The sequence below is a fragment of the Dyadobacter luticola genome (assembly GCF_005860805.1).
Lineage (GTDB): Bacteria > Bacteroidota > Bacteroidia > Cytophagales > Spirosomataceae > Dyadobacter > Dyadobacter luticola.
Genome location: NZ_VCEJ01000002.1, coordinates 1,595,641 through 1,610,114 on the forward strand (window position 1 = coordinate 1,595,641; position 14,474 = coordinate 1,610,114).

Here is a 14,474-nt window from a genome sequence, read left to right on the forward strand (position 1 = left end):
CATTTAAACGCTTTCTAAAAAGCTTGTCATTTTCTTTCGCCCTGCTTCATCTGGCAGTTTCCCGATACCTGCTGAAAGATTGTCTTCCAGATGTTTCACGTCCGAAGTGCCAGGAATTACGCAGGTAACTGCCTCGTGACTGATGATGTATTTCAGAAAATACTGCGCCCAACTTTTAATATCATAATCCGCTGCCCAACCGGGGAGCTCTTTTCCTTTCACTGCGCGGAATAAGGCTCCCTGGTCAAAAGGCTCATTGATGATTACCGCTACACCATTGTCACGAGCTGCATTGAGCAAACTTTTCTCCGCATTTCTCGAACGTATTGAATAGTTAAACTGCACAAAATCAACAGCTTTGGACTTCACAATTTCTTCCAGTTTGGAATGCGCAGAGTCCGTATAATGCGTGATCCCAATGTATTTTACCTTGCCGCTTTCTTTCCAGGATTTCAAAGTTTTCAAATGTATCTGCCAGTCGAGCAGATTATGCACCTGCATCAAATCTATTTTTGTGCGCTTCATTTTTCTGAGCGAAGCATTCATCTGATCGATCCCCTCCTGCCTGCCGCTTGTCCAGACTTTCGTCGCGAAGAAAAACTGGTCATTCAGTTTCAAAGCCTCAGTCAAATCTCCGATTACCTGCTCGGCCCGGCCATACATCGGGGAAGCGTCGATCATTTTTCCGCCCATCTCATGCATTTTGGTTAAAACACCTTTCAATGACGGGATTTCGGCGGCATCGTTTGCTACGTCAAATTGCTGCCAGGAGCCCAGGCCCACCACCGGTATTGCCTCTCCCGTCGCGGGTATCTTTCTGTTGATGAGCATTTTCAAGTTCTTTTGGTCAAAGGTATTTTCGGGATGAAACAGCAGAGTGCCGCCCGCCGCAGCCATCCCTTTTAAAGCTTCCCGTCTTGTGAAAATAGGGTTCATTATTGTAGTAACAAGGTTTGGAAAATCAATTTACACAACAAAACCCTAACACAGAAGCTTAAAAAAAGAAAAGGAGCCAGGATTAACCCTGACTCCTTTTACAAACTTCACACCAAATCTAATCTACTACTTTCTTTCGATGGTGACATTCACCTTGTAATCTTCCAGTTTTGGCTGCTTTGTAGTTTCCGGGAACGGAAGCACTTCGCTCACCCGCAAAACGTAGTTCACGCCGCTTAATGTAAATGTTTGAAAATCACCATTTTTATCGCCTTTGTAAGTGACATTCACCTCCGCCTGGTTCTTGTCGTCAGATACATTGAATTTTACCTGGGCATTTCCGGCAGTAATACAGATCGCGTCGATGGGGCAGCGGCTGTCGCTTACTTCGCGAAGATCCACTTTCAAACTTTCACCGGCCGCGGAAACAGTTGTTGCCTGGCGGTAAGGAACCACTGTGGCTTTTGATTCAATTTGTGGTGTTGCGGTGTTTTCTTTTTTGTCGCAAGCTACGGCTGCGAGGCAGAGCATTGCGAATAAAATTGTCTTTTTCATGCTAAATGGAATAATTGGATTATAGCAAAAAGAAACATTGCCGGAAGATTTGGTTGGAAGCTGATTTGTCTTTTATACAGAAAATTTAATACCCCTTCATGAAATTGCTGACTGCTCAACATTCCAAAAAGCGCCGTTAAAATACATCTGGTTGTCTTTCAACAGCTTAATGCCCGATATAAAATCTTCTGAAACGTGAATTGCGCTTACTTCCAGATTGTACTCACCGTTGACAAACTCTTTGGTCGAAACTTTGCTGGTGTACATACAGGGTTGGATTTTCCGGAGATATTGATGGTCACCGCCAAAGTCCCGCAGACATTCAAATACCGTGATCCGGATATACGCCGCTTTCGAGGACATCAGCCGCTCCTGGTACCGTGACATTTTATGGGAAGACTTCTCAAATGGATCCAGCACGTAATCGAAGGTTTTGAACAAAGAAAAAACCGAACTATCGCGCTCGGCAAACCAGCATTCGAGTTCGGTTTGAATGATCGCCCCCGTATCATTGCTCATGTGGATGGTCAGACCCTGCGTCTTTTGCAAAGTCGGCAGCCAGGCGTATAAATCAATCCAGATCTTTTTAATAGAAGGCACTGCCGCAAAAATCAGGGGAACCAGCAGCAGCACCAGACCGACGACTTTGTACTGCCAGCAAAACAATACGAGGACCAGAAACCCGCCAAGCCCGGCAAGGTAAATGGCGCCCATCGGTTTTTCGACAGCGCGACTCCCCGCTGAGACAGGTGTAAAAAGATAGTGTGTGGCCGATACCAGCCAAAAAATGCTGAAAACCGTCAGCATAATAAAATAAGCACTGTCAATCAGCATGATACGAATGTTTCCTCAGATGTGAACTTCAATTACTGCTCGATTTCGAAGGGAAGTTCGTAATCTTTGGTGGTCGGCTTGGAGCTTCTGGTTTTGACCGTGACGCGGGCTTTGAGCGGGCTGCCCAAGACGAGATAATGTTTAATGTACTGGTCTTCGTGATAGGTCCAGGATTTATCTTCCAGAAAATATTCGCTAGCGCCTTGTTTACCAGCCTTGTAAGCCCATTGTTCTACCACATTCGGTTCGTAAGTGGCAATTTGCCCCATGCAAAGCACCTGGATGCCGGGTTGCGCATTGTTGCCGAGTTCGGTGCAGCTTTCTACGGTTACATTGATGGAAGAATTGTCCTCCAAATCTTTCACTGACCATTGGTCGATCAGCGTCTTTACATTTGCCATTGAGTTATATTAAGTTAATGATGCGCTTAATATAGCTCCGGCAAACGGCGTGAAAAGAATGTAGTTATCCTGTGGCCGGTATGAATGAGCCAGCGGCGATTGTGGTCCGATATTCGGGAATTTTCTCTATGCGATTTTACTCCGTGAAGGCGTTGACAATCTTCCTGATCTTACCATCCGGTTTTGTCATGATGTACATATCCTTGGTTTGCTGATTGTACTCAATGCGGACGTCCACACGTTTTGAGCCCGTAAGATCAACCAGGTTTACCGGTTTTCCGTTTTGCCTGATCGAAAGTTCATGCACCGAACCGTCGCTCAATGTTTGATCCACATTGACGTAAAACAACCTTCCGTTCACAATGTCGCCGAATACATATTTGTGGTTCAGCGCTTTCAGATTTCCCAGATATACCGCCCCGCCGCTGATCGCGCTGCCGTCGAAATGATCGTATAACGCAAACGGCGCGATGAATTTCTTTTCATCGGTTTCAGGCAATTTGTACACGTTTTTCAGGTCCGCCAGGGACAGGCCGTAATTTCCTTCGCGCACATTCCAGCCGTAATCTCCGCCTTTCACTATCACATTGATCTCTTCGAAATTAGCCTCCCCTACCTCAGCGCTGAAAAGTTTTCGCCCGTCGGCCATATCCCACGACAATCTGTGCGGGTTTCTGAAACCATAGGCATAAATTTCCTTGAATGTTGCCGGATCGGCGTCGTTTACAAAAGGATTGTTCGAAGGTATTCCGTAGTTGCCGTTTTTACTGTTCTTTCCAAGTGGGTCAATGCGGATGATTGTCCCGAGAAGCGAGCTTAGTTTGTGACAGAGCTCCGGATGTTTACTGATCGTTGAGCCGCCGTCTCCGGTACCGATGTAAAGCAAGCCGTAATCCGGATCGTTCTTGTCAATGTCCGGCACAAAACCGATATCCTGCGTCCCGTGCACTACATTCGGCACATTGATCCGCAAAAGTTCGCGGCGCTTCCCGGTAAAAGTTTTGCTTTTCACATCATCAATCTTCCACTCCGAAACCACCCATTGCAGCGAAACCTTGATCGAATCGGCGTACGCAAAGTCTGCTTTTTTTCCTTTCGGCGCTTCGGTATGCGTGATATAGATCAGTCCGTTTTTCAAATAATCCGGATGAAAAGCGAAGCTGCCGAGGCCGGTACCCAGGCCGGGTTCATTCACGTAATTTTCTATCAGCGGCCTGATGTCCAGGAATGTTTCCACCTTTCCGTGGTCTATTCTATAAATGATCCCGCGCTGGTCACTCACATACAATGTGCCGTCACCCGATGGATGCGGGCGCATCGTGGCGATGCGGGTGCGCGGCATTTTATCGCTCGACGGCGGAATTGTCACAAAATCTTCCAGCTCGATTTTCAGGGGAGACATTTTAATCGGCGCCGCCAGACGTTCCTGCTGCTCACCGGCAACATTCTCGGTATTTACAAAAAGCGGTGGAATACCCTTCGCCTTACTTTCTTCATCGATATAAGATAAAATCGATTTGATCTCGTCGTCTTTCAGAAAATCAAAAGGCGGCATGATCATCTTGTAGCGGCGGGTAAGACCAATCGCCCGCTTGTTGCCTGCGTCTATGGCTTTGCCGGGATTTTTTACGAATGCAATTAGTTCAGATTCTGATAACAAGCTCGTCACCCCACCCAGCCTCGGCCCGATTTCCTCCGCTTCCACCGCATGACAGGACACGCAATGTGTCGTGAAAAGTTCTTTCCCTTTTGTGGATGAAGTAGTTATCGTGGAAGAGCTTGTTTGCTTTTTACCGCCAGCGCAGTTGATCAGACAAAAAATAAAAACCGCGCAAATTGATAGGGAAAGTAAAGAACGTAGCATTCAAATCGGGAAAAATAAGGTGTTTAGAAAGTCGATTAAAGATAGCAATTACAGCATAAAAAAAGCCGGAACAAGTCCGGCTTTCTTCACACTAATAATAGGATTACGTTAACATTATCCTACATTGTTACCATTTTTATCGAGTTTCACCCTGGCATTTTCTTTACCATTGGCTACTTGTAATTCGTAATATTGATCTTTACCCGGTTCGGTTACCAGATAAGCTTTTTTCACTGTCCAACCGCTAAACTGATCACCTTTAATCGCCTTCTGAATTCCATCTGGCAATTCTTCGGTTTTCACTGCTACTTTTTCTTCCTTCGAAGATTTAGTCTTTACAGGTTCCTGCGTTGTAGGATCTTGTGTACTTGTAGCCTGGGTTGTTGTTTTTGCCTCTTTCTGTGTTGCCTGTGTTGCGTCTTGCTGGGCAGTTTGAGCCTGAACAGAGGCGAAAGAGATAAGTGTCAAGGCTACTGCCGATACTATTAGCTTTTTCATGATCTATGTTTTTTTAACATTTAAATGTTTGACTCTTGTGCGTTTGCACCGTGCGATAAGTTCTAACATGATTATGCCAAAATGCGTAAGTTATTGTAAAACAACAATTTAACATTATCCTACTAGTGTGGTAGTGTTTACCAAACTCCCCGTTTTGTGGGAGTTTGTCTTCAAAAGTCACCGTCTTTGATTTGATATAAAAAAAGAAAGCTGCCCCCGGAGACGGAGGCAGCTTTACTTCGCATTCTTAACTAAAACTATTTATCGTATCCAGGATTTTGCATCAATTTCGCATTCCTGTTGATCTCATCGCGGCTGAAAGGACGGAAGTACATTTTATCTACCCACGTACGGTTCTCGTGCGATTTGTCTTCCACTGGGGTGTAAGTGTAATCGTAAACCGTTGGGTCGTAATGATAAGGTTCTTTCATCGATTTTCCAGCTTTGAATTTACCGATCACCGAAACAAATTGAAGCGGACGGCCTAATGTGGTCGGCGCGATCATCCAGCGACGTGCATCGTGGTAGCGCTGCTCTTCGTAAGCCATCTCAATTCTTCTTTCGTGACGATATGCATCTCTCAAAGCAGTACCAGCCGCTTTGATGGCCGGCATACCTGCACGGAAACGGATCTTGTTCAACCAGGACAATGCAACTGCATCCTGACCAAGTTCGATGCTTGCCTCGATGTAGTTAAATACAGCTTCGGTGTAGCGGAAAAATGGCCATGGAATGTTCTGACGGTCGGTGTTGTCAACCAGATCCGGGTTTGGATCGATGAATTTACGCATGTAATATCCAGTACGGCTACCGTTCCAGTCTTCGATTGAGCTGCTGCGGGTATCCAATCCTTTGCGGTTGAACAGTGCACCTTTGTCATCAAGCAGGTCATAAGCACCTGTCTGGATCTGGTTCGCAGGGTCAACATTGCCTGAGATTTTGTTACGTGGTTTCCAGTTGGCACCATCATACATTACTGTTGCGTAGAAACGTGGGTCACGGTTTACGTATGGGTTCGCCTTTTCAGTTGGGTTAGTCCAGGAGAAAGGCGTTCCATCCATCATTTCGTAGTCATCCACCAGCAAACCGATCGGCGTATTACCAGCCCAGTTGTGGTATCCGTTCGGACCGTTGTTCAAACCTGTCTGGCGAGCACCGTCAGCAGTTAAGCTCGCGGTAAAGAAGCGACCGAAAATGATTTCATTTCCACCAGTCGGATCCAGCGTTTTATCATTGCTATACCCGGCCATCGCCATAGAAGTATAGTTGATCCTTCCTTGTGCAGCTGTTTCAGGAGCAGTCAGGTTCAGCTTGTAGCCACCGTTTCCACCATCAATTACCGCTTTCGCAGCAGCTTGTGCAGCGGTCCAGCGCGCAGCGCGATCACCGGAAACATATCCCAAGAATTCAGGATTCGCAAAACCAGCGATCAAAGTGGACTTCGTTTTTGCAGTAGGAATGTCGTGCAGGTCACTCGCAGCATAAAGCAGAACCCGCGATTTCAGTGCGAGGGCAGCCACTTTTGAAGCGCGGCCTTTTACAGCAGATTTTCCATCCAGCAACAATGCAGCACTGTCGGCATCACTTACGATCGATTTGATACAATCATCAAATGTGTTACGCTCGATCGAGTAGTCTTCGTTCAGGTCATACACTTTTTTGATCAAAGGAACAGAACCATAGTAGCGAACCAGCTGCTGGTAGTAGTAAGCTCTCAAAAAGTAAGCTTCTCCCAGAATACGGTCTTTCAAAGTCTGATCTGTGAAAGTTGCGACGTTCTTCAGGTTCTGGATCGCGATGTTGGTCGCACGGATGCGGGTGTACATCGGGCTCCATCCGTAGGTGTCATCCACCCAACCCAGGTTGGATGGGCTCAAACTTCCTTCGTTTACCGTGTTAATGTTACGGCCTGTGTGGGTAAATACCGCTTCATCGGAAAGGGATGCCAGCATTTGCTCGCTGAAACCACCTTGCTGCAAGCCCTGGTAAATACCTGTTACAAATGCCTCTGACAACGCTCCGTCGGTCCAAACCTGGTCGCCTGCAATCTCACTAGGAGGCGTTACGTCCAGGAAATCAGTGCTGCAAGACCAGAGTCCGCCAGCAAACAATCCAAGGGCTATTATACTTTTATATTTGAATTTCATTTTGTTTTTATTGATCATTAAAATCCTACACGTAAACCAACATTAAGAATCCTTGATTGTGGATAGTACTGTCCGCTTGTGCTGGTAGATTCCGGATCCCAGATCTTGATTTTAGCCAGCGTAAACAGGTTCAGTCCATTTACATAAATCCTGAATTTTGTCAAACCAATCTTCGATCCGATAGCAGAAGGCAGGTTATAACCCAGCTCGATGTTTTTCATACGCAGATAGTTGTTGCTTTTCAGGAAGTAGTTGTTGATACCACCGCCGCTGCCATTGGTGCTACCTCCGCCGCTGCCGACGTTTGTATAGTATCTGTTGCTACGGTTGGTCAAGCGTGGATATCTTGTATCAGGATTGTCGATTGTCCAGCGGTGATCATAGTCATATTTCAAATAGTTACCAATGTCACCCGATTCCGTCAAACCTACCAATTGAAGACCACCCGCTGCACCTTGCATCAAAACCGAAAGGTCAAACGCTTTGTAACCCAGGTTTAGTGTGATACCACCTGTAAACCAAGGACGCTGCACTTTCTGAGAACGGATACGGTCATCACCATTGATTTTTCCATCATTGTTAATGTCCTTGAACTTCATGTCTCCCGGCAACAAATTACCTGTGATCGGGCTGTAATCAATCTTGTTGGCATCAATTTCAGCCTGATCTTTAAACGATCCGTCGAATTGGTACAATAAGAAAGAGTTGTAAGGCATGCCTGTGGTACGCTGGTACGAAGGAGCACCTGGTGTTTCATCCCAGAACTTGATCTTGTTTTTAGCATAACCACCATTTACACCTACCGAGTAAGTGAAATCATTGATCGAACCGTCGTAGCTTACTTTGAATTCAAAACCTTTGTTTTGCAGCTTTCCGATGTTTTCTGGCGGAAGCTTACCGTCGATACCCGCAGTTGAAGGTGTAGAACCCAGTTTAGGGATCAGGATCCGTGAACGGTTGTTGACGAAGTAATCAAATTCAAAAGCAACTTTATCTTTGAAAAGAGTACCTTCCAAACCAACGTTAATGTTGTTGGCTACTTCCCAGGTAAAGTTTTTGTTCGCTACACGTGCTTCCAGCAATGTTTTGGCAACCTGATCATTGATTACATAGTTATCAAAACTCATCGTAGAAAGATACTGGTACTCGGCCAGGTTTTCTGTTCCATATACATAAGGTTCAGCACCCATCTGTCCCCACGAACCGCGGATCTTGACATTGTTGGCAAAACGAATGTTGTTTTTCCAGAAATCCTCTTCCGACAAGCGCCATCCAGCTGATACCCCAGGGAAGAAACCGAAACGGCCATCTTTAGGGAATACATAAGAACCATCCACACGCCACAGGAACTCAGCCAGGTATTTTTCTTTGTAGTTGTAACCCGCACGACCAAAGTAGCTCAAACGTGCACGTTGGTACAAATCCGTTGCAGCCATCAAGGCAGAGTTACCAATGTTCTGCTCAGGCGTACCACCCGCAAAAAGCTGATCAACTACCGGAGAAATGAAGTATCTTCTGTAAGCGAAGAAACCGTCTGCATCCACTTTTTCACGCTGGATACCTGCCATCACGTTAAAGTTGTGGCCGCCAATCGTTTTTTCGTAAGATGCCTGACCTGTCAGCTGTACAGAAAGTTCCTGCGCAGAAGTCTCGGTCAAACGTGGGTCATTGAATGTTGAACGAACTGAACCTGTCAAAACCGGTGTAGTTCCGTCCGCTTCGTAGGAAGTTTTGTCCCAGTAATACAAAGTCCATGGTTTCTGGAAAGATTTTGTGCGGCGCATCTGCTTATCCAAAGCAGCCATACCCATCAGTTTCAAACCTGGAACTCCCGGAACATCAAATTCAAGGCTACCGTTGGTTTGTACATAATCGCGTTTGTCATTGTTGTAACCTGTCTGGCTGGTCGTAATGATCACAGGGTTCTGACCATTTTCGATATCAGGACCCGGGCGACCGTCTGGCCAAACTGCGATTTCAGTTGGTTTACCACGCATCAACATACGGAAGATGTCACCAGCGCCACCACCATTCGGGAAATGACGAAACTCTTCACGCAGCGCGATACCTAATTTCGCTTTCAGGTATTTGTTGATTTTTGTATCAAGATTGACACGCATATCATACTGTTTGTAACCCGTTGCAGAATTAACATAGTTACCATCCTGGTTCAGGTAACCCAAAGAAGCCAGGTAGTTGATGTTCTCGCTACCACCGGTCAGCTGCACATTGTGGCGCTGCTGAGGAGACCATTTACGGATAACTTTGCTGTACCAATCTGTGTTAGGGTGCAGCAAAGGATCAGAACCATCTTTAAATTTCTGAACATCTGTTGGGCTGTAAACCGCTGTAAGTACATCCCCATTGTCTGTTCTTTTGTAAGAACCGTTGGTGTTGAAACCTTGCAAAGCGCCGTTCCACTGTCCTGCCGGCAGGTTGTCATAAATCTGCAATTCGTTACGGATTGTAGCATATTCCGCAGCATTCGACATTTCAGGAACTTTGGTAGGCTGGCCCATACCCACATTCATATCATAAGAAATCTGTGGTTTGCCTGATTTTCCGCGTTTTGTCGTGATCAAAATAACACCGTTACCTGCGCGTGAACCGTAAATCGCCGCAGCTGCATCTTTCAGTACCGAGATACTTTCGATATCAGCAGGGTTCAGACGGTCCAAACCACCACTACGGTTGGGAACACCATCCACAACGATCAGTGCGTTGCTGTTACCCAGAGAGTTAGTACCACGGATACGGATCGCCGAACCATCATATCCAGGCTCACCACTCGACTGTACCGTAGATACACCCGGCAGACGTCCGCCCAGGGTGTTGGAAAGGTTGGCAGAAGGCGCTTTTTCAAGCTCAGTACCTTTCACTGCTGTAACCGCACCAGTTAACGTCGCTTTCTTCGCAGTACCATAACCCACAACCACGACTTCATTCAATGCCTTGATGTCAGAAAGTAATTTTACTTCAAGGTTTGTTTTGTTTCCTACCGGAATTTCCTGGGTGATATACCCAATGAAAGAAAACACCAAGGTTCCGCTTCCTGGTGCATTAACTGTATAATTCCCCTCGAGGTCCGTCACAGTTCCAACAGACGTTCCCTTCAACACAACACTTACACCGGGCAACCCTCCGCCCTGTTCATCAGTCACTTTCCCTTTGACCGCTGCGTCCTGAGCGTACGCTCCCGTCATGACCGCCAGGGCCAGTAACAACGAGCAGAAACACCCGGAAAGGCTCCGGCCGATCCTTCGTTTAGAAATTCTCATAGATTAGTAGAAAATTGTAGATAGTTAAAAAATAGGTTAAACATTGGTAAAATTTATTGTACTGGCACTGGGTATTCTACATAAGGGCCTCCTTTTTTGATGTGTCGATCCTACACAATTTATTCTAATTAAACATGGCAAATATCCTACTGCCAAAAGACTGTAGTGATCCCAGGGGCAATGATCGTGAAGTTTAGGTGAGTTGGAGCCGGTTAATAAAAGGGACGGATTTACAAAGCCGTACGCTCATTTGGTGTAACCGTAGGTACAAAAAGATATGAAATTATTTACATAAGCAAGTGTTCCCGCTTTTTGTATATGTTTTCTTAGAAAATAACCATGAGTGACTTGACGTATATTGATTGGGTACAATTCCAAATCAGGATATTTCAATCAAAATTGAGGGAACGGTATTATTAATTGATAGAAATAGAATTTACCCATATAACACCTTTTCCCGGTTTTTGCACTAATTCTTTGCAAAAATGGAAAATTGATCGATGACGATCTTAAAGTCGATTTATCGGCACGGGTCACTTCCTGATTGCCGTTAGTTCAACCAGTCAAGGCCGGAAAATAATTTCGGAGGTATCAGTGGCGATTATCGAGCTACTTTCCGCTCAATAATCAACTGTCTTGTTCTATGAAAGTTTTTCTTGTCTCCTCAATTTTACAGCTCTTCACATTACTAGCATTCGCGCAGGTACCTCAGCAGTTCAGCTTCCAGGGCGTCGCTCGCGACGCTTCGGGAAAAATCGTGGTTAACAAAACTGTCTCCGTGCGCGCCTCAATTATAAAAAACACCATACTTGGGCCGACCGTCTACCGCGAAACACACAAACCGACCACCACTTCCACAGGAATTTTCAATCTCGTCATCGGCGGCGGCTCACAAGAACTCGGCACATTGAATGACGTCGACTGGAAAACCGGCCCTTTTTTCCTGAAAATAGAAGTCGATCTCAACGGCGGTGATAATTATATCGACATGGGTAGTTCCCAATTTCTAAGCGTCCCCTACGCAATTTCCTCTAATGAATCGGTGAATGCTGAAAAGGCCGAGGAAGCAGTGCATGCGGAAGTGGCAGATAAATTGAGGGACGACTATCCTATTGTTCAATCGTCCATACTCGCAGAGGAAGATGCTCCTCCTCTTCCTAATCTCGGACTTGGCTCCCACTTTGTCTGGTACCCCGGAAAGGCGTCTATAAGGGCGGGTGGAATTAATGGTGGTGAATGGAATAGCGATAAAATTGGCTGGGCCTCCGCCGCATTCGGCGCAGCAACTATTGCATCTGGAAAATATTCGACTGCGCTGGGTGAAATGACGGAAGCCTCTGGAGATGCATCGTTGGCAGTTGGCTATAAATCCAAGTCCCAGGCAATAGCTTCAATCGCACTCGGCACCAACGTTAAAACTACTGCCAACTCGGCTATTGCCATTGGCATTTCATCGGCAGCATCTGGGGAGGGTTCGATTGCCTTAGGCTACCAGTCATTTCCCAAGGGAATTAAGTCAATAGCGATTGGAAACTCTGTCAGTGTCAAAACTCCAAATGCTATTGTGATGGGAATCTTTAATGACGATAATGACAATCCGAATGATCCGGAACAATTACAGCGGCTTTTTCAAATTGGAAATGGAAAGAATTCAAGTGAACAGTCGAATGCCTTGACGGTGTTAAAGAATGGGAATATCGGCATTGGCAAGAACGCCCTATTTCCGCAGTACATCCTGGATATCGATGGCCGGCCTCGCCTTCGTCACAATGGTGCCACAGCCGGTCTTTTCTTCAATACCTCGCAACAAAATGCCGATGCATTTTTTGGAATGAAGACAGACCAACAAGTTGGCATTTATCTTGCCGATGCCTGGCGCTTCTGGATTGACGATGCTGGTAACGCCAACATTTCTGGCAATGCCTACAATAAATCCGACCGCCGCCTCAAACGCGACTTTACATCTCTGTCAAACAGTTTGTCAACATTAACCAGCCTCAACGGTTACCACTACTATTGGAAAAGCGCCAGTTCAGATCAGGGTCTGCAAACCGGCCTGATTGCCCAGGAAGTGGAGGAATTGTTCCCCGAGCTGGTCACGACGGATAAGGAAGGTTTCAAGGCAGTGAATTACATTGGCCTGATCCCGCATTTAATTGAAGCAGTCAAGGAATTGAAATCGGAAAACGATTATTTGAAAAAATCCGCCAGCAGGCTTTCCGAGCTGGAAGCAAGTGTGGCGGATTTGTTGAAGATTGCGAAAGCGGCTCAAAGTATTGAGCAACAGACGAAATAACTGAATGTTAAGCAGCCGTCCAGCCGCCATCGACGGTCAGGATGCTTCCTACCATATAGGTGCAGGCATCGCTGGACAGGAAAATGGCCGCTCCCTGGATTTCGCGCAGCTGCGCCCACCGTTTCAAAGCCGTCAAGTTTAAAACCTTGGCGGCTTCGTCGGTTTCGGCAATCGGGATATTCATTTCCGTCAGAAACGGGCCTGGGCAAATGGCATTTACATTGATATTAAATGGTGCGAGCTCCAATGCCAGCGCGCGGGTCATTTGTACTACCGCGCCCTTACTCGCTGCGTAAGGTGTGCGGTTCGCCAATCCCACCAGCCCCAGCGTACTGCCCAGGTTGATGATCTTGCCGCTTTTTTGCTGTTTCATAAAAGGTACCACCGCCCGGGAAGCCAGCCAGGTACCATTTACATTGAGATTATTCACGCGGGTGAATTCTTCGAAACTCAGCTCATCGATCGCCCCGCGAATATTGATACCCGCACTGTTGATCAGAATATCGATTTTACCCAAACGTTCGACGGCAAATGCGGCCATCGCCTGAACTTGCTCCTCGCTCGTAATATCGGCAGCGTACGAAATGACCTGCGTACCAAAAGCCTCAGCAATTTCCGCTGCTGCCCGCTCCCCTTCCGCCTTATTTCGATTTACCAAAACAACATTGGCGCCCGCCGAAGCAAGCCCCGCCGCCATCGCAAAACCAAGTCCTTTGGAACCACCCGTCACAATCGCCACTTTTCCGGTCAGATCAAACTGTTTGATCCCCGGCAACATTTCCTGTAACATGCGGACTTAGTACTGGTGAAACGCTTGTGAGACAAACTTCAAAACATCCGGCAGCGATTCGCGCCAGTAAGTCCAGTTGTGGGCACCATCGCGGACACGGAATTCGTGCGGAATTTCCTTTTTGCGCATGGCAATGTGCGCCAGGCTATTGCCTTCAAATAAGAAGTCATCGTCGCCGCAATCAATGTACCAGCGAACTGCTTTTTTATTGGCGTCGGAAATATTATTGATCATTTCCAGCGCATTATGCCGGTTATAATAGTTGGTCACCGTCGAATCCTGAATGTTTGGAACCGTCCGGATCAGGCTTTTCTTGGCATCTTCGATCGTAAGCGGCCCGGTGTAGGCACTCAGCGGACATGCGGAAGAAAATAACTCGGGATGATGCAGCGCGTACATAAAGCTTCCGCCGCCACCCATGGAAAGTCCGGCCACGGCACGGTACCGTTTTTCAGTTTTGATGCGGTATTTCTTTTCAACAAACGGCATCAGCTCCTGAAAAAAGAAATCCTCATAAGGCCAGTCGCCCTTCACATCATTGAAATAACCCCTCCGGCCTGTATCGGCATCGGGCATGACGATGATCATCGGCGTAGCGATGCCGTCGCGGATCGCTTTGTCGGTAATGTTAAGCACTTCGCCAAATTGTACCCAGCCGGTGTGGTTATCGCCCGCGCCGTGCAGCAGGTACAAAACCGGGTAACTTCTTTCGGAAGTCGCATAATCCGGCGGCAGGTATATCGCGAATTTTCTTTCGGATTTTAATAATTTGGAAGGCAGTGAAAGATTATCCAGCACTTTACCCGTTTGGGCAAATGCAGAAGTGACACCGAGGAGAAAAAGGATAATAAAATGGAAGATTTTCATAAAAACGC

Annotated in this window: 11 protein-coding genes; 1 reads left to right on the forward strand and 10 read right to left on the reverse strand. The window is 46.6% G+C overall.

The window, feature by feature from the left end; genetic code table 11:
• Nucleotides 1–3: 3 nt before the first annotated feature.
• The 8 genes from FEN17_RS06765 to FEN17_RS06800 all read right to left on the reverse strand — a co-directional run bounded on the left by FEN17_RS06765 (nucleotide 4) and on the right by FEN17_RS06800 (nucleotide 10,513).
• Nucleotides 4–936 carry an aldo/keto reductase gene (locus tag FEN17_RS06765; RefSeq protein WP_138364514.1) on the reverse strand — a complete coding sequence of 311 codons (933 nt, stop codon included), beginning with the start codon at nucleotides 934–936 and terminating at the stop codon, nucleotides 4–6.
• A 126-nt stretch (nucleotides 937–1,062) separates the two neighbouring features.
• Nucleotides 1,063–1,491, reverse strand: coding sequence for a hypothetical protein (locus FEN17_RS06770; protein ID WP_138364515.1), 429 nt, complete (start codon nucleotides 1,489–1,491; stop codon nucleotides 1,063–1,065).
• Nucleotides 1,492–1,587: 96 nt separating this feature from the next.
• The gene (locus tag FEN17_RS06775; RefSeq protein WP_138364516.1) at nucleotides 1,588–2,325 is read right to left on the reverse strand and encodes a hypothetical protein; all 738 of its coding nucleotides are present in this window, start codon (nucleotides 2,323–2,325) and stop codon (nucleotides 1,588–1,590) included.
• A gap of 32 nt (nucleotides 2,326–2,357) precedes the next feature.
• Nucleotides 2,358–2,726, reverse strand: coding sequence for a hypothetical protein (locus tag FEN17_RS06780; protein WP_138364517.1), 369 nt, complete (start codon nucleotides 2,724–2,726; stop codon nucleotides 2,358–2,360).
• Nucleotides 2,727–2,862: 136 nt separating this feature from the next.
• A complete protein-coding gene (locus FEN17_RS06785) occupies nucleotides 2,863–4,590 on the reverse strand; it encodes a PQQ-dependent sugar dehydrogenase (RefSeq protein WP_138364518.1) in 1,728 nt (575 codons plus the stop codon).
• 114 nt (nucleotides 4,591–4,704) lie between these two features.
• Nucleotides 4,705–5,088, reverse strand: coding sequence for a hypothetical protein (locus FEN17_RS06790; RefSeq protein WP_138364519.1), 384 nt, complete (start codon nucleotides 5,086–5,088; stop codon nucleotides 4,705–4,707).
• 257 nt (nucleotides 5,089–5,345) lie between these two features.
• The gene (locus tag FEN17_RS06795) at nucleotides 5,346–7,235 is read right to left on the reverse strand and encodes a RagB/SusD family nutrient uptake outer membrane protein (RefSeq protein ID WP_138364520.1); all 1,890 of its coding nucleotides are present in this window, start codon (nucleotides 7,233–7,235) and stop codon (nucleotides 5,346–5,348) included.
• Nucleotides 7,236–7,252: 17 nt separating this feature from the next.
• Nucleotides 7,253–10,513 carry a SusC/RagA family TonB-linked outer membrane protein gene (locus FEN17_RS06800; protein ID WP_138364521.1) on the reverse strand — a complete coding sequence of 1,087 codons (3,261 nt, stop codon included), beginning with the start codon at nucleotides 10,511–10,513 and terminating at the stop codon, nucleotides 7,253–7,255.
• Nucleotides 10,514–11,156: 643 nt separating this feature from the next.
• Here FEN17_RS06800 and FEN17_RS06805 point away from each other — a divergent pair.
• Nucleotides 11,157–12,809, forward strand: coding sequence for a tail fiber domain-containing protein (locus tag FEN17_RS06805; protein WP_138364522.1), 1,653 nt, complete (start codon nucleotides 11,157–11,159; stop codon nucleotides 12,807–12,809).
• A gap of 7 nt (nucleotides 12,810–12,816) precedes the next feature.
• Here the strand turns inward: FEN17_RS06805 and FEN17_RS06810 are convergent, their stop codons facing one another.
• Both FEN17_RS06810 and FEN17_RS06815 read right to left on the reverse strand, forming a co-directional pair.
• The gene (locus FEN17_RS06810; protein WP_138364523.1) at nucleotides 12,817–13,599 is read right to left on the reverse strand and encodes an SDR family NAD(P)-dependent oxidoreductase; all 783 of its coding nucleotides are present in this window, start codon (nucleotides 13,597–13,599) and stop codon (nucleotides 12,817–12,819) included.
• Between the two features lie 6 nt (nucleotides 13,600–13,605).
• Nucleotides 13,606–14,466 carry an alpha/beta hydrolase gene (locus FEN17_RS06815; RefSeq protein WP_138364524.1) on the reverse strand — a complete coding sequence of 287 codons (861 nt, stop codon included), beginning with the start codon at nucleotides 14,464–14,466 and terminating at the stop codon, nucleotides 13,606–13,608.
• Between the last annotated feature and the right edge of the window lie 8 nt (nucleotides 14,467–14,474).